The following is a 15,812-nucleotide window of genomic DNA, read 5'->3' as shown; positions in this document are numbered from 1 at the left end:
TATAAGCCTCTTTTACAAATTTAATATAATTTCTTCATATATTGATATTTTACATTATTAAATTTATATTATAAAGATTTTACAAAGAAATTATTTTTTTTGTTATAATAGATATTATATTTTAACAATATAGGAGGAAGAATATGAAAGAAATTGAAGTAAAAGTTCTTGGAATTGATATAGAGAAAACAAAAAAAGATATCATATCATTAGGAGGAAATTTAATTAAGAAAGAATACCAGGAAAACTTTTATTATAAGCTTCCAGACAATGTGAATGAAACAAAAGGATATATTAGGATAAGAAAAATTCATAATCTATTAAATAATAGCCACAAAACTGTGCTTTGTGTAAAAAAATTATTATTCCAAGGTAAATATAGAAGTTGTGAAGAACATGAATTTGAAGTATCTGACTTTCAAGAGTGCAAGCTTTTTTTAGACTCTATTAAACTCTCCTATTTAAAACAAGAAAACAAGCTTCGTGAAAGCTATTTAATAGACAATGCAATCGTTGAATTCGATACTTGGGATAAAGATGTATTTCCTTATCCATATATTGAAATTGAAGCACAATGTGAAAAAGATATATTTGATTTACTTGAAAAGCTTAAAATAGATAAAAACTTAGCAACATCAAAGAGCCTTGAGGAAATAAAAAGGGAAAAGGGACTTATTTGAAATAAATTTAAAAATTCCTTTCAAATATTTGTCCTTTTTCCTCGTCAGCAATATCTAATATATTATCAATACCCAGTTGGTTTAGTATATTATATACACAAGGGTTATCAATAGGAGTTATCATATCTGTTGAACTTCCATATTTTTTCACATTTTCTTTTCCTTCATCTTTGTTTAATATTGCCTTTGGCCCCCCAACACATCCTCCAACACAGCCCATACCTTCCAAAAAATTTGCATCAATCTCACCATTCAATATTCTCTGAAGCATTTCTTTACATTCCTTAACTCCATTCCCTTGAACTGCTTTTACTTTTATACTTCTATCTGGGAAAAGTTTATTTACAGTATCATAAACTGCTCTGCTTACTCCTCCTGTATATGCATATATTCTTCCTGCTCTTGATGCATGCTCACCCTCATCTTCACAAAAATCTTCAGGTTTTATTTTTAATATATCAAATATCTCCTTAAGCTCTTTAAATGTTAATACAAAATCCACCGCATCACTAATATCTTTTTCCTTAGCTTCGGCTTTTTTGGCAACACATGGGCCTATAAATACTACCTTTGCATTATTATATAATTTTTTTATAGTACGTCCATTAGCAATCATCGGTGAAACTGATGGTGCTACATGAGGAACAAGGTCAGCATATAACTTTTTAATCATTGCAACCCACATTGGACAGCAGCAGCTTGTAATCATGAAATCCTTCTGTCTATGTACATGCTTATTAAATTCAACAGCTTCCTTAAGCGTTAATATATCAGCAAATAATGCAACTTCAATCATGTCTTTAAAACCTATGGCTTTTAAAGCCTTTCTTAATTTTCCAGGGGTTACATCCTTCCCAAACTGTCCAATGTATGCTGGGGCAACAATTGCATATACATCCTCTTTACTATTAAGATATTCAGCTAATGGTAAAAACTCAATTTTATCGATTAAATTTCCTATATCACAGGCAGCTATACAGTTACCGCAATCAGTACATTTATCATTTATAACAACAGTATTCTTATCAAGTAATACATCAATAGCATTAAACGGACATGATTTTTGACATGAAGTTAATCCATCCTCATCTATACATCTAGTTCCACAGTTGCCTACTCTTACTACTATCTTACCTTTCATTTTTTTCATATCCATTGCTTTTTTAATATCCTCAAAGGAAGCGTTTTCTATATAATCTAAACCCATTGCTGCAAAAACATATTTTTTTGCATTATCATCTTTAGCATTTTCTATAAGCTGATTATATTTCTCTTTTAAATTGCCTTCGTTATATGCCTTTACTAACTCACGAAATATATTAATATAATCATTTATCACAACTTTACCTCCTCAATTTTAAAAAATCATTGTATTAAAAAAATAATTAAAGGAATAGTAATTATAGATATAAGAGTTGAAATTAGTACACATTTTGAAGCTATAACAGTATCGCCACCGTATATTTCTGCAAAAACAGGAGTATTCGCTGCAGCTGGCATTGCTGTTATTAATACCGGAATACTAAGAAGCATACCATCAGCTTTAAAAAAATTAAGAATATACAATATAGAAACAGGAATTAAAATAAGCCTTATAAATGAAAAATAATATATGCTTTTGCTTAAAAAAAGTTCTTTTAAAGGAATTTCCGCAATCATTGAACCTATTAATATCATAGATAATGGTGTTGTTATTGAGCCAACGCCTTCAAAGGTTTTCATTAAGATATTAGGAAGTTTTAATGAAAATATAAACATTATAACCCCTAAAATGGTTGAAATAAGTCCTGGATTTATTATTGCCTTTCTTAAAGTCTTTAAATCACTTTTACCTAAAAAAAGATAAACACCTAAAATCCATATTAAAATATTAAAGGGTATGTTAAATATTGATGTATAAAATATACCAGTTTTTCCATATATACTCTCAATCACTGGGATACCCATATATCCACAATTAGAAAAAATAGTACCATATCTTAATACACTTTGGACGGATTTTGGATATCTGTTATAAAATATATTACTTACAAAAAATAGACAAATATGAATTATTAATGAATACAATAATAATGTAAATGCATTTGATGCAGTATCCTTTGAATAGGACACATTAAAAGATGATATTATAAGGCATGGTAGGGTTACTTTTAAAAGAATTTCAGATAAGCCTCTATTCATGTCTCCGCTAATTATTTTAGCTTTCCTTGCTATATATCCAATAATCATCATAAAAAAAAGAGCCAAAACTTGTTCCACAATTTTTAAAGTATTCATTTCAAACCTCCAGATCAGCTTATATTATTATTATATTGTATAACAAATAAAATTGTTTTACAAAAAAAAACTTGCAACCTAAAGATTGCAAGTTTTAAAATTTATAGATTTTTTATGGTATAACCTTGTTTTTCTACTGCATACCTTATTTTATCAATAATAACTTGATTTTCATCATAATATACGTTTACAGTCCCATCCTCATAATCAACGTCAACTTCTTCAATTCCTCTAATACCCGTTATTATGCTTCTTACATCCTTTGCTGAAATCTCATCATGCATTGATGGAATTATAAAAGAATATTCCCTCACTCATATCCCTCCTACATTTATTTTTTGCATTTTATATCATAATATCCTTAGAGGATTAAAATTTATAATATCACTGGAGACACATATAAACTCAATTCCCTTATATAGCCCATTTATGCAAAATTCCTTTGAATCACTATGAATATGACCATACACAACCTTTTCTACAGGATAGTTTAGCATAAGATTAATATATTCACTGCTTTTGGAAATCTTTGTTATAGGAGGATAGTGAAGCATAACAATTATTTTAGTCATTCCATCTTTTATTGCCAAATCAAGGGACATTTTTAATCTTAATAGCTCTCTATTATAAATTTTCTCATCATGTTCCTCACCGTTTAAATTAATCCATCCTCTTGTACCACATATTCCATAATCTTCATATTTTGTATATGTATTTTGTATAAAATACATATCATCATAAAGGCTATTTAACTTCTTTATTGAATTCCACCAATAATCATGGTTCCCCTTTATTAATATTTTCTTACCATTTAGATTATGTATAAATTCAAGATCAGGGAGAGCTTCATTAAATTTCATACCCCATGATATATCACCAGGTATTAGAATGAAATCTTCTTTTTTTATTTTGCTATTCCAGTTATACTCTATTTTTTTATAATGTTCATACCACAAATCACCGAAAACATCCATAGGCTTTTCTGTACCAAAGGATAGGTGTAAATCTCCTATTGCAAATAAAGCCATAAAATCACATCCATTCTACTTTATTACCTCTATTTATTTTATAATATTTTTTCCGATAAATTAATAGGTGATAATTATGTATATAAAAAATATTGAACAACTATTAAATAACAATTTATCATTTATTACAAGTATAAAAAAAGGCAGCATACTTTATGGTAAAGCTTTAGCTGATAATGAATTAGGTAACATAATAAAACTTACGGACGGTACTATGCTGCCTGCTATATTTATTGAGGATAATATAGAATATAATTCTTTTTCAAAATTTGAAATTGTTCATATAAATAAAAATACCTTGGTTTTAAAGCAATTGGCAAATACACAGGAACCTTTCAAGGAAGATTCTATTAATAAAATAATAAAAAATTTAAACATACCTTCAAAAGATGCCAAAAATATAGCCTTAACGTTATTAAAATTTGGCTTACCAGCAAGTAATGAAAACATACTCGAAATATATAAAAATTTTAAAGTACTAAACTCATTAAACAAAGATACTATAAATTCACAAATTCAAAATGAAATTGTTAGCTTAAAATCTGAAATTACAGATGAAAAAATTAAAGAAGTATTGCATAAATTAGAAGAAATTGATATAAATTTCCTATCATTTTTAAGAGAAAATGATTTTGAAATAGATATAGAAAATATAATTAAAATAAAATATTTTGCTGATACATTCAATGAATTTAATGATTTTATAAATTTTATTGATAAAAATAGTTCATATTCTAAAAGAAACTTTGAAAATGTAAATATTTTTTTTAATAAATTAGTATCCTCTATTAAGCATTATTATTTAAAACAAGATTTCCACTTTTTATCCCTTTCAAATGCACTTGATATTGTAAATAAAGATTCAAATATATATGAAAGTTTAAATACTGATTTTTTAAAATTGCTAAATCATAATTTACCTATTTTAAAGCAGTTAAATAATATGTATAATATATTTTTTTTCAATGGTTACTATCAAAATGAAATATTTAAAAACAGCTTAATTATAAAAAAGAAATACAAAAACTCTAATGCTTTTGATTTAAACAATACTAAAATATTTATTTCAATTGATACTCCTAATTTAGGCACAGTTGAAAGTTATATTGCTAAAAAAAATTCTTTTTTATCTGTAAAATTAAAAGTTGGAAGTAACTTTACTAATCTTTTTAATCGCAAAGTTTCAACTCTTAAAGAAAACTTAGCAAGGTTAGGATATAACTTTATAGACATATCTGTAGAAAAGTTACAACAAAAAAATACTTTAGTATATTTATCAGATTTTTTTAATGAATTCACATTTAAAGAATTGGATGTGAAAGTATGAAAAAGAAGAAAGCAGCTACATTAAAATATGATAAAACTTATATAGCACCAAAAGTAACAGCAATAGGTTTTGGAGAAATTGCTCAGAAAATAATTGAAACTGCAAAAAAATCTGACATTCCAATTGTAAAAAATGATGAACTTGTTAATAGCTTATGCACATTATCTATTGATGATTATATACCATTAGAGCTCTATGAAACTGTTGCTGAAATCATAGCATTTATATACAGTTTAAATGATACAAAATATAATTAATATCTGCTATAATATTAATGCAAAATATCTGAAAGGATGATAATAATGGACAGAATATTTTCAGGACTTGAAAACCTTGGTTTTAATGATTTAAAAAATGTAAATATTTACAGCAATGAAAATACGGAAGAAACAGCTAATATTAAAAACAAAGAAACAAAAATTCAAGATTATTTATATGATAAAACGTATAGTTGTCCTGTATGTGGAAATATTTTTAAAGAGAAAACTGTTAAAATTGGAAAAGCGAGATTAGTTTCTAAAGATACTGACTTAATGCCAAAATATGAAAATATTAACCCTCTACTATATGATGTAATAGTATGCCAAAGATGCGGTTATTCAGCACTTATAAAATATTTTGATAAACTAAAACAAAATCAGGCCGAACTTATAAGAAAAAATATAACTCCAAAGTTTAAACCAAGAATGTATCCAGAAGTTTTCGACTTAGAAACTGGAATAGAAAGATATAAACTTGCTCTTTTAAACGCTGTTGTAAAAAATGCTAAAAATAGTGAAAAAGCATATATATGTCTTAAAATTGCATGGCTTTATAGATTAAAAGAAAATAAAGAAGAAGAAAACAAATTTATTGAACAAGCCTTCATAGGTTTTAAAGAAGCCTATGAAAAGGAGTCCTTTCCTATATGCGGGATGGACAGATTTACTCTTATGTATCTTTTAGGTGAGCTTGCAAGAAGACTTGGAGATAATCATGAAGCTCTCCTTTGGTTTAGTAAAGTAATTGTAACTCCTAATGTTAATCCAAGGCTGAAAGAACTTGCAAGGGATCAAAAAGATTTAATAAAAAGCATTTAAAAATAGCGGCTTTAAAGCCGCTATTTTTAAATAAACAGATTTACATTTGATTTTTCAGCTTCTCCAAGATATGAAGCAACTCCTCCAACTTCTACACCATCAATTAGCTCTTCTTTTTTAATTCCCATAACATCCATAGACATTGAACAAGCAACTAGTTTTATTCCATTTTCTTTTGCTTGGTCAATTAACTCTTCAAGGGATAATATATTTTTCTTTTTCATTATGCCTCTTATCATTTTAGGCCCTATTCCAGCCATATTCATACTTGATAATTTAAGCCTTTTGCTTCCTCTTGGCATCATAGCCCCAAACATTTTTTCAATAAATGTTTTATTTACTCTTGGAGCTACATCCTTTCTTAATATATTAAGTCCCCAGAAGGTAAAAAACATAGTAACTGGCCTTCCCATTGCCGCTGCACCATTTGCTATTATAAACGAAGCTATTGCCTTATCTAAATCACCACTAAATACAACGATAGTTTTGCCTTCTAAAATTTCTGCTGCTTTATTAGTATTTTCTCTGTTTTCTTTTACACTATCCTGCCCCTTCATTATATATGCAGTATAATCACAACAGCTTTTCTCAACTCCAATTAACGTGTTTCCAGTTCTTTCACACCAGGATTTTATATCACTTGTAAAACCTGCATCAGTTACATGAACTTCAAGTATATCTCCAGGATTAATATTTTGTATTTCCTTAGAAACCTTCATAATTGGTCCTGGACACTGTAATCCGCAGGCATCTATTTTAATAGTCTTTTTATCTTTCTCTATTTTATCATTTTTTTTTCAATTTGAGTCATCTGCTCATTAAGTTCAATCTTATTTTCTAATTTTAAAGTTGCAGCAGAATATATATCATATCCTCCGCTTAAATTAAATACATTAAATCCATTTTGTGAAAGTATCCTATATGCAATATATCCTCTTAAGCCAATCTTACAATATTCAAGTATTTTTTTATTCTTTGGTATTTCATTAAGTCTTCCTCTTAATTCATCAACTGGAATATTTACAGCCCCTTCTATATGTCCAGCTTGAAATTCCACTGGTGTTCTAACATCTAATATAAAGTATTCATCTTTATTTATTTTATCAATTTCATCCCAGTGAATAACCTTCATATCTCCCTTTAAAATGTTTGATGCAACATATCCTGCCATGTTAACTGGATCCTTAGCTGATGAATAAGGTGGTGCATAAGATAGTTCAAGCTCTTCAAGATCATAAACGGTAAGATTATGTCTTACAGCCTCAGCAAGCACGTCTATTCTCTTATCAACACCTTCTTTTCCTACAATTTGAGCTCCTAATATCTTTCCTGTTTCAGGAGAGAATAAAAGCTTAATCTGCATTGTAAAAGCCCCAGGGTAGTATCCTGCATGGGAAGCAGAAATAGTATAAGATTTTAAATATGGTATGCCAAGCCTTTTTAAAGTTTTTTCATTGCTTCCTGTAGATGCAGCAGTTAAATCAAAAACTTTAAGAATAGCTGAGCCTTGAGTTCCTTTATATATACTGTTTCTTCCACATATATTATCAGCTGCTATTCTTCCTTGTTTATTTGCTGGTCCTGCAAGAGGTATAAGAGTGTCTATACCTGTTACATAATCCTTAACTTCAACTGCATCTCCAACCGCATATATATATGGGTCAGAAGTCCTCATGTGTTCATCTACTTTTATTCCGCCTCTCTCTCCCAATTCAAGCCCCGCTTCCTTTGCAAGGGTGTTTTCAGGCTTAACTCCTACTGATAATATTACCATATCAGTTGTGAATCTTCTTCCACTTTTTAAGACAATTTCAACTTTTCCTTCGCCTTCAAACTTTTCTACTGCATCCTTAGTTATAAGCTTTATTCCATTTTCAACTACATGCTTTTCAAGTATTCTTGCCATTTCAATGTCAAATACTCCAAGTATCTGATCCATAGCTTCGATTAAAACTACATCCATTCCAAGATGTTTTAAGTTTTCAGCCACTTCTACTCCAACATATCCACTGCCGATTACTGCTGCACTCTTTGGCTTATTATTATCAACGTAACTTTTTATCCTATCTACATCTTCCATATTCCTTAAAGTCATTATTTCTTTTCTTTCAATGCCAGGTATAGGAGGTACTACAGGTTTTGCACCAGGTGAAAGTATTAAATAATCATAACTTTCTCTGTAAGTTTTGCCTTCTGATGATATTTCAACTTCTTTTTTATCCCTGTCTATTTTTATAACTTCACTGTTTACCCTGATGTCAATATTAAAACGCTTTTCCATTCCTTCTTCAGTTTGTACAAGAAGCTTTTCCCTCTCTTTTATAGTTCCTCCGATATAATATGGAAGACCACAATTTGCAAAGGAAATATATCCTCCTCTTTCAATCATAATTATCTGCGCCTTTTCGTCAAGTCTTCTAAGCCTTGCAGCAGCACTTGCGCCTCCAGCAACACCGCCAACTATTATTATTTTCTTTGACATTTTATCAACCCCTTATTATCTATATTATTATTTATTATTTCCCTACTAAGTTAATAATATAACAAATACAGGCTAATGTCAATATACCCCCAACTGGTATTATGTATTCTTGGTTTGACTTTAAAATTTTCTTTGCTATACTTAATTATATACTCTTTTATATCTTCGGAGGTTTTTATGCTAAATAATATAAAAGCTGTAATATTTGACATGGATGGAACTATAATAGACTCAATGTGGGTTTGGAAGCAAGTCGATATGGATTATTTAAAAAAAAGAGGGATACCCCTTCCAGATGATCTTCAAAAATCTATAGAAGGGCTTAGCTTTACTGAAACTGCCATATATTTCAAAAATAGATTTTCAATTAAAGAAAGTATAGATGAAATAAAAAACGAATGGCTTAATATGGTTAAAGACTATTATGAATCAGTTATAGAAGCTAAAAAAGGAGTTAAAGAATTTTTAAGTTTCTTAAAAGAAAACAACTACAAAGTCGGAATGGCTACAAGCAATTATATTGAGCTTGTTAAATCTGTTTTAACTCGCAATGATATACTCCATTATTTTGATTGCATTGTAACAACCTGTGAAGTACCAAGGGATAAATCCTTCCCTGATGTTTTCCTTGAAACAGCAAAAAGGTTAAAGGTTTCTCCTAATGAATGCCTTGTTTTTGAAGATACTATTTCAGCTGTTCAAGGTGCAAAACTTGCAGGTATGAAAGTAGTAGGGGTATATGACTGTTATGGAACATGCACTCCCGAAGAGCTATCTAATGCAACTGAAATGTTAATAGAAGATTTTGAATGTATATTAAATAAATATTGTAAAAAATAGAGGGAATTTAAGTTTTTATTCCCTCTATTTTAAATTAATAATTTTTTATAGATTTATATACCTCTCAAGGTAGGGATTAATGCTTAATTTCTTTTTAATAGCTTTATACTCTTCTAAAGCTTTTAAATTCTTGTCTGAAACTTTCTTTGCCCTTATCAAAAGATTTTTAGGAGTTTCAAGTGGGGATATATATTCTACTACTGATACTTTATATCCTTGGCTTTCAAGAAGTAAGGCACGTATGCCGTCCGTCAAGATATCTGCAAATCTGGCTTTAAAAATTCCATGCTTTATAATAGGTTCAATTTCATTAAAGTTATATTGCTCTAATAATTCTTTATGACAGCAAGGAACACAAACAATGGCTTTTGACTTTGTTCTTAAAGCAAGCCCTAAAGCCATATCTGTTGCAGTATCACAGGCATGGAGGCTTATTACCATATCAATCTTTCTATTAGGTAGATAATTATTTATATCTTCACATATAAATTCCATATTCTTATAATTAAGTCTCTTTGCTATTTCCTTTGATGATTCTATAACCTTTTCACTTCTATCTATTCCAATAAAATAGCAATTTTTCTTTTTCTTCTCTTTTATGTAGTAGTTAAGTACAAAGGACAAATAGGATTTCCCACACCCACAGTCAATAACATTAATCACATCTTCATCAGAAAGATCATCAATAATTTCATCAATAAGCTCAACAAAATGATCAATCTGATTATATTTCCTTATCATGTCATTTTTAATTTTGCCTTCTTTTGTTAATATTCCAATTTCTTTTAGAAGTTCTGATGCCTCAGAGGCATTTATATAGTAATTTCTGTTTAGTATATGTGATGTTGAAACTTTATCAGAAGGTAGCTCTTCTTTATCATCTTTTATAATTTTCACACCCTTATTATCTGCATATAATATTGATTTCCTTCCCCTTTCCTCAATAACAAATTCGATTGAATCATAATTAAATGCTTCCATGCAAACATATTGAGGTATATTTGTTAATTTCATATATTCATTTTTTCCGTTGAAATTAAGCAAAGATTTTTCAATATCATATATACCTTTATACTGCTTTAAACCAGATTTAAAAATAAAAAAAATTGCTTTTAAATAACTTTTATTCTCATCAGCTCTTGTAATCATCCCTTGTAGCATAAAACCTAATTTTTCAATTGCCTGTTTTTTCATCGTCAAGACTCCTCCCATAAGTATTTCTTAAAAATTATATCATAAAATTAAAAAGGGGCTAAGCCCCTTTATATTAAACGGCAATATATTCTGCTTCAAGCTTTGGAAGAGTCTCAGTAGAACCCCTAATTCCCGCTATAAATCTAATGCCGTAATTTTCTCCTATATTTTTAACAAGCTCAAAAAACCTTGGCAAATTTTCATTACAGTTCATTAGTATATTGCTAAGGTTGTCAATAACTATACATTCTATATCATAGTCCTCTGAGATAATACCATAGATAAAACCTACGAAAGAATCAATTGAAGAAATGGGGAAATTTGAAACATCAATGAGACGAATTGAAGAGTTAAGATCAAATATGCCTTCCAAGTTTGTACTAATATAAACAACATGCCCTTTTGATTCTAAAGCAATCTCATTTGCTATATTGATTAGCCTTTTTGTCTTTCCGGAACCCTTTTCTCCGGCAAGTAACTGAATCATTTTAATCACCCCAATAATTTATTTTCTAATATAATAATAGTTTATTCAGAAAATTTTTTCAATTCTAATTACTGCTCTTTTTCTCTTACATTTTGTATTATTCTCTTATTTAACCTTTTTATTCACGACTTTCTAAGATTTTAATATTAATTTAACATAAGGCAATTATTCTCCTATTTAAAATTTATTAAATATAAAAAACCCTGAAGCTTTCAGGGTTTACATCAAACTTATTAATTAGATGGAATAATATAAAAACTACAATAAGGTAGTTTTCTCCTTATTTCTGTAACAATTCCATCCTCTTTATCATTTGGGGACTCTCCTAAAACTATATGTCCTATTTTTTTGTTAATTGCAAAATCTACAATAGCATCAACAACATTCTTAGATTTTAAAACAGTAAGGTCCGCTCCTACCCCCTTTGATACGTCAAATAAATACTCTAAAGCATTACCTTCATCTTTGTTTCCTAAAATTTCAGTACCTTCCTTTGCAACATGAATAACATAAAGTTTACTTTCATACTTTTCTTTTAGAATTGAGCCTTTATTAATTAGTCTTTCACATGTTCTTTGTTGTGTAACACATACCATTATATCGTCACTCATTTATCCCTTACAGCCCCCTTCGTGGGTATATTACATCTATATTATATTATACTATATAAAACTTTAAATTGAACCCTTAGAATATAATTTTATCAGCTTTACAAGATATTTTCTACTGATTTAAATTGGGATTGAATATTATAATCAATAATTAATAAATTAGTGCATTTGTTTTATATATTTTATATAATAATATTAAAAAATATTTAGGTGAATTATTATGGATATTCAAAAGCTATTGTTACTTCTATCAAAGGATGAAGGTCCAAAACTTGATTTTAAAGTAAAACTAATTGTAGATACCGAAAGCAGTAAAAAAGAACTTGCTAAAGATGTTTGTGCAATTGCAAATTCAAGAGGTGGAAGAGGATATATAATATTTGGAATAGAAGATAAAACTAAAAAAATTATAGGTATTAGCAAGGATGAATTTGATGAGGAGCAAATACAGCAGGTAGTAAGTACAAGAATTGTTCCTCCAGTGCCCATATCCGTTGAAGTTATTAATTTTCAAGATAAAAATATAGGCGTTATAACAATATATAGCACTGAGCAAAAGCCACATCAAATAAGAGAAACTGGTAGCTTTTATATAAGAAGAGGATCAACTACAGATATAATGCATAAAGAAGAAATAGCCTCAATGATGCAGGATAACGGGCTTATTAGTTATGAACTTTTACCAGTTATAAAGGCCTCATTAAAGGATCTTGATGAAGAAAAAATAAAAAAGTTTTTAATTAACTCTAATCTCCCACCAGATATAAATAAAGATATACTTGCAAGTACAGGCATTATTACTATAGAAAGAGAAACAGGTGAATATCATCCATCCTGTGGTGGTTTGCTCCTTTTTGGTAAGTTACCTCAAAACTATCTGCCTCATTCTTTAATTAAAGTTCATAACAATATTAGTTTATCTTGCCCTCAAAATTATATTGCTACTGGTACGCTTATTGAAATGCTTGACAATGCCTGTAATTTTATATTTAACTGCTTATCTGAATATTTTTTCCCAAAACAGATTATTGAAAACCTTCTATCTAAAGCTGTAATATATAGGGATTATTTTGAAATATATAACTGCGTTGAAGTAAATTTAAATAAAAACAGTATAGAAATCATTAACCCTGGTGCTTCTACTAAAGGTTTTGGGAAAAGTAAAGATGTGTATACAAAAAGAAATATGTGGCTCTATTTGAAATTTTTATCATTAGATATTGATAAAAAATACCTTTATAATCAATATACTAATTCAAAGGAATATAAAAACATAAAATTTTATAATATACTTTCCCGTAATTTGTTTAAAGCAATAATACCTATTGTAAAAAAAAGTAAGCAATCCTAAAGAGGATTGCTTCTTAATTTTTTAAATATACTTTTTATTTCCTTTTCGTGATATGATACTATATCGTTTAATTTTTTCTCCATATCATCATGTACTTTTTCAAAGGGTATTCTAACAAGCCAAACAGGATTATACTCACCTTCTACCTCTTCAACTTCACAGCCAAGAGACAATAATGGTTCAAAATTATATTCATCATAAATTTCATTGTACTCATCATCACTTACATCAACATCAGTTGTTAGAAACAACTTTACATTTTCCTCTTCAACATAGGCTTTATATATATATTCTATTCCTGTTTCAATTCTATAGCTTCCAAGTTCCTTTGCTAGAATACCATTTTCCTTTTCCATTAAAACAACACTATCAGCTTCCATAAAAACTCCTCCAATAATTTAAAATTGGATTTTATCTTCTATATATTTTTCTACCTCATCTATAGAAATTCTCACCTGCTGCATTGTATCTCTATCTCTTATAGTTACACTATTGTCATTTAATGAATCATAATCAAAGGTTATGCAAAATGGTGTACCAATTTCATCCTGTCTTCTATATCTTTTACCTATACTTCCTGTTTCATCGTAGTCAACCATGAACTTCTTTGATAGCATTGAGTAAACCTTTTGTGCACCTTCGCTAAGCTTTTTAGTGAGAGGTAATACTGCAGCTTTAAAAGGAGCAATAGCTGGATGTAACCTTAAAACAACTCTTTTATCATCTTTTTCAAGTTCTTCCTCATCATAAGCATCTATTAAAAATGCTAATGCAACTCTGTCAACACCTACAGAAGGTTCTATACAATAAGGTACAATTTTTTCATTTGTATCAGGGTCAAAATATGACAAATCCTCTCCTGAATGATTTATGTGTTGAGTCAAATCAAAGTTAGTTCTGTCAGCTATACCCCAAAGCTCACCCCATCCAAAGGGGAATTTATATTCTATGTCTGTTGTTGCATTACTATAATGGGATAGCTCTTCCTTTGAATGATCTCTAAGCCTTATACTTTCTTCTTTCATTCCAAGGCTCAAAAGCCAATTTTTACAAAATTCTTTCCAATAATTAAACCAATCTAAATCCTCTCCGGGCTTACAAAAGAATTCAAGCTCCATTTGTTCAAATTCTCTTGTTCTAAATGTAAAGTTACCTGGTGTTATCTCGTTTCTAAAGGATTTTCCTATTTGACCTATTCCAAAGGGAAGTTTCTTTCTTGTAGTCCTTTGTACATTTTTAAAATTTACAAATATACCTTGGGCAGTTTCTGGTCTTAAATATATTTGTGATTTTGTATCTTCTGTAACACCCTGAAAGGTTTTAAACATAAGATTAAACTGTCTAATATCAGTAAAATTGTGGGAATTGCATTCTGGACATCCTATATTGTTTTCTTTAATAAACTCCATCATTTTTTCGTTACTCCAACCGTCAACTAAAGGATTTTCAACACCCTTAGACTTTAAATAATCTTCAATTAGTTTATCGGCTCTAAACCTTGATTTACACTCTTTACAATCCATTAAAGGATCACTAAAGCCTCCTACATGGCCTGATGCAACCCAAACTTCTGGATTCATAAGTATTGCACAATCAAGACCAACATTATAGGGAGATTCCTGTATAAACTTTTTCCACCAAGCTTTTTTAACATTATTTTTAAGCTCAACTCCAAGTGGACCATAGTCCCAAGTATTTGCAAGTCCTCCGTATATTTCCGAACCCGGAAATACAAATCCTCTTCCTTTACATAAGGCTACGATTTTTTCCATTGTCTTTTCAACTGCCATATCTAAACCCTCCTATTTTAGTTTATATATTTTCTGCAAAAATAAAACCTTTCATCCCTGTTAAGGGACGAAAGGTAAACTTCCGCGGTTCCACCCTCATTGGCAAAAGCCCTCTTTATAAATAGATACTCCAGGACGCCCTTCATCGTTATCCATTACCGGTCTTACACCAACACCGGCTCGCTTTAAATGGAATAGGATTACTCCTTCCCTTCATAGTACCAAATATATGACTTTTAATGTAATGATACCAAAAATTTTATATTTGTCAATAAATATTTAGCTAAATCATTCAAAAAACTTTCGATAATATATTTTAAAACTAAATCATTTCTGATATACTATTCATGATATAAATTGGATAGGATGGTTCAAATGATTAGACTTTGGGGAAAAATTATTAAAAATCATAAGATAATAGTTCATGAAGAATTCTGTTGTAATGAAAACATAGATTATCAACTTCAGCTTAAAAAATGCATTACGGAAATATGTAGCAAATTGGATATCCAAAAGCCCTACTGGCTTCAAAAGAATCTTGAAGAATATAACAAATACAAAAAAACTTCATTTACACAAGAAAATTTTATAGAAGAAATAGATTTTGACAGCTTTGATATTATGGTAATAGAAGAAAAATAACCTCGACTCGATAAAAAAAGAAAA

The 15,812-nt window shown here is 29.1% G+C and carries 16 protein-coding genes and 1 pseudogene; 7 read left to right on the top strand and 10 right to left on the bottom strand.

Annotated elements, in window-relative coordinates; all coding sequences use genetic code 11:
- Positions 1-143 precede the first annotated feature (143 nt).
- Positions 144-680 carry a class IV adenylate cyclase gene (locus FDN13_RS13340; protein WP_138980846.1) on the top strand — a complete coding sequence of 179 codons (537 nt, stop codon included), beginning with the start codon at positions 144-146 and terminating at the stop codon, positions 678-680.
- Positions 681-687: 7 nt separating this feature from the next.
- Here the strand turns inward: FDN13_RS13340 and FDN13_RS13335 are convergent, their stop codons facing one another.
- From FDN13_RS13335 to FDN13_RS13320, 4 genes are all read right to left on the bottom strand, one after another.
- Positions 688-2,019, bottom strand: a complete 1,332-nt coding sequence (locus FDN13_RS13335) for a [Fe-Fe] hydrogenase large subunit C-terminal domain-containing protein (protein WP_138980845.1) — start codon at positions 2,017-2,019, stop codon at positions 688-690.
- Positions 2,020-2,045: 26 nt separating this feature from the next.
- Positions 2,046-2,957 carry an AEC family transporter gene (locus tag FDN13_RS13330; protein ID WP_138980844.1) on the bottom strand — a complete coding sequence of 304 codons (912 nt, stop codon included), beginning with the start codon at positions 2,955-2,957 and terminating at the stop codon, positions 2,046-2,048.
- Positions 2,958-3,058: 101 nt separating this feature from the next.
- A complete protein-coding gene (locus FDN13_RS13325; protein WP_138980843.1) occupies positions 3,059-3,271 on the bottom strand; it encodes a heavy-metal-associated domain-containing protein in 213 nt (70 codons plus the stop codon).
- Between the two features lie 36 nt (positions 3,272-3,307).
- Complete coding sequence (locus FDN13_RS13320; protein WP_138980842.1) at positions 3,308-3,985, bottom strand: metallophosphoesterase; 678 nt, start codon at positions 3,983-3,985, stop codon at positions 3,308-3,310.
- 76 nt (positions 3,986-4,061) lie between these two features.
- Here FDN13_RS13320 and FDN13_RS13315 point away from each other — a divergent pair, with 76 nt between their 5' ends.
- The 3 genes from FDN13_RS13315 to FDN13_RS13305 are packed head-to-tail and all read left to right on the top strand — an operon-like array spanning position 4,062 to position 6,391.
- A complete protein-coding gene (locus FDN13_RS13315; RefSeq protein WP_138980841.1) occupies positions 4,062-5,312 on the top strand; it encodes a flagellar hook-length control protein FliK in 1,251 nt (416 codons plus the stop codon).
- A complete protein-coding gene (locus FDN13_RS13310; RefSeq protein ID WP_138980840.1) occupies positions 5,309-5,569 on the top strand; it encodes an EscU/YscU/HrcU family type III secretion system export apparatus switch protein in 261 nt (86 codons plus the stop codon). The genes FDN13_RS13315 and FDN13_RS13310 overlap by 4 nt, the downstream gene beginning before the upstream one ends.
- A gap of 45 nt (positions 5,570-5,614) precedes the next feature.
- Positions 5,615-6,391, top strand: a complete 777-nt coding sequence (locus tag FDN13_RS13305) for a DUF2225 domain-containing protein (protein ID WP_138980839.1) — start codon at positions 5,615-5,617, stop codon at positions 6,389-6,391.
- A 26-nt stretch (positions 6,392-6,417) separates the two neighbouring features.
- Here the strand turns inward: FDN13_RS13305 and FDN13_RS13300 are convergent.
- Positions 6,418-8,873: pseudogene (locus FDN13_RS13300) on the bottom strand (FAD-dependent oxidoreductase).
- 177 nt (positions 8,874-9,050) lie between these two features.
- Between FDN13_RS13300 and FDN13_RS13295 the strand changes: the two are divergent.
- A complete protein-coding gene (locus FDN13_RS13295) occupies positions 9,051-9,713 on the top strand; it encodes an HAD family hydrolase (protein WP_138980838.1) in 663 nt (220 codons plus the stop codon).
- A gap of 45 nt (positions 9,714-9,758) precedes the next feature.
- Here the strand turns inward: FDN13_RS13295 and FDN13_RS13290 are convergent, their stop codons facing one another.
- From FDN13_RS13290 to FDN13_RS13280, 3 genes are all read right to left on the bottom strand, one after another.
- A complete protein-coding gene (locus tag FDN13_RS13290; protein ID WP_138980837.1) occupies positions 9,759-10,907 on the bottom strand; it encodes a class I SAM-dependent methyltransferase in 1,149 nt (382 codons plus the stop codon).
- A gap of 73 nt (positions 10,908-10,980) precedes the next feature.
- Positions 10,981-11,394: a hypothetical protein gene (locus FDN13_RS13285; RefSeq protein ID WP_138980836.1), complete on the bottom strand. Its 414-nt coding sequence runs from the start codon at positions 11,392-11,394 to the stop codon at positions 10,981-10,983.
- Positions 11,395-11,627: 233 nt separating this feature from the next.
- Positions 11,628-12,005, bottom strand: coding sequence for a universal stress protein UspA (locus FDN13_RS13280; protein WP_138980835.1), 378 nt, complete (start codon positions 12,003-12,005; stop codon positions 11,628-11,630).
- 220 nt (positions 12,006-12,225) lie between these two features.
- Between FDN13_RS13280 and FDN13_RS13275 the strand changes: the two genes are divergently transcribed.
- A complete protein-coding gene (locus FDN13_RS13275) occupies positions 12,226-13,356 on the top strand; it encodes an AlbA family DNA-binding domain-containing protein (protein WP_138980834.1) in 1,131 nt (376 codons plus the stop codon).
- Here FDN13_RS13275 and FDN13_RS13270 read toward each other — a convergent pair.
- Together FDN13_RS13270 and FDN13_RS13265 are read right to left on the bottom strand one after the other, a co-directional pair.
- A complete protein-coding gene (locus tag FDN13_RS13270) occupies positions 13,353-13,736 on the bottom strand; it encodes a DUF6762 family protein (RefSeq protein WP_138980833.1) in 384 nt (127 codons plus the stop codon). The two genes, FDN13_RS13275 and FDN13_RS13270, sit on opposite strands and share 4 nt — an antisense overlap.
- An 18-nt stretch (positions 13,737-13,754) precedes the next feature.
- Positions 13,755-15,146, bottom strand: a complete 1,392-nt coding sequence (locus tag FDN13_RS13265; protein ID WP_138980832.1) for a glycine--tRNA ligase — start codon at positions 15,144-15,146, stop codon at positions 13,755-13,757.
- Positions 15,147-15,521: 375 nt separating this feature from the next.
- On the opposite strand from FDN13_RS13265, the gene FDN13_RS13260 reads away from it, so the two are divergent.
- Positions 15,522-15,788, top strand: coding sequence for a hypothetical protein (locus FDN13_RS13260; RefSeq protein WP_138980831.1), 267 nt, complete (start codon positions 15,522-15,524; stop codon positions 15,786-15,788).
- The last annotated feature ends 24 nt before the right edge of the window (positions 15,789-15,812 follow it).

Source organism: Caloramator sp. E03, from assembly GCF_006016075.1.
Taxonomy (GTDB): domain Bacteria; phylum Bacillota; class Clostridia; order Clostridiales; family Caloramatoraceae; genus Caloramator_B.
Note: the sequence above shows the minus strand (reverse complement) of the source record. Positions and strands in the feature narration are given on the sequence as shown.

Coding starts and splice junctions, on each gene's coding strand:
- FDN13_RS13260 (WP_138980831.1), top strand. CDS start 15,522: ATGATTAGACTTTGGGGAAAAATTATTAAAAATCATAAGATAATAGTT.
- FDN13_RS13330 (WP_138980844.1), bottom strand. CDS start 2,957: ATGAATACTTTAAAAATTGTGGAACAAGTTTTGGCTCTTTTTTTTATG.
- FDN13_RS13280 (WP_138980835.1), bottom strand. CDS start 12,005: ATGAGTGACGATATAATGGTATGTGTTACACAACAAAGAACATGTGAA.
- FDN13_RS13320 (WP_138980842.1), bottom strand. CDS start 3,985: ATGGCTTTATTTGCAATAGGAGATTTACACCTATCCTTTGGTACAGAA.
- FDN13_RS13305 (WP_138980839.1), top strand. CDS start 5,615: ATGGACAGAATATTTTCAGGACTTGAAAACCTTGGTTTTAATGATTTA.
- FDN13_RS13295 (WP_138980838.1), top strand. CDS start 9,051: ATGCTAAATAATATAAAAGCTGTAATATTTGACATGGATGGAACTATA.
- FDN13_RS13340 (WP_138980846.1), top strand. CDS start 144: ATGAAAGAAATTGAAGTAAAAGTTCTTGGAATTGATATAGAGAAAACA.
- FDN13_RS13270 (WP_138980833.1), bottom strand. CDS start 13,736: ATGGAAGCTGATAGTGTTGTTTTAATGGAAAAGGAAAATGGTATTCTA.
- FDN13_RS13315 (WP_138980841.1), top strand. CDS start 4,062: ATGTATATAAAAAATATTGAACAACTATTAAATAACAATTTATCATTT.
- FDN13_RS13265 (WP_138980832.1), bottom strand. CDS start 15,146: ATGGCAGTTGAAAAGACAATGGAAAAAATCGTAGCCTTATGTAAAGGA.
- FDN13_RS13285 (WP_138980836.1), bottom strand. CDS start 11,394: ATGATTCAGTTACTTGCCGGAGAAAAGGGTTCCGGAAAGACAAAAAGG.
- FDN13_RS13290 (WP_138980837.1), bottom strand. CDS start 10,907: ATGAAAAAACAGGCAATTGAAAAATTAGGTTTTATGCTACAAGGGATG.
- FDN13_RS13275 (WP_138980834.1), top strand. CDS start 12,226: ATGGATATTCAAAAGCTATTGTTACTTCTATCAAAGGATGAAGGTCCA.
- FDN13_RS13310 (WP_138980840.1), top strand. CDS start 5,309: ATGAAAAAGAAGAAAGCAGCTACATTAAAATATGATAAAACTTATATA.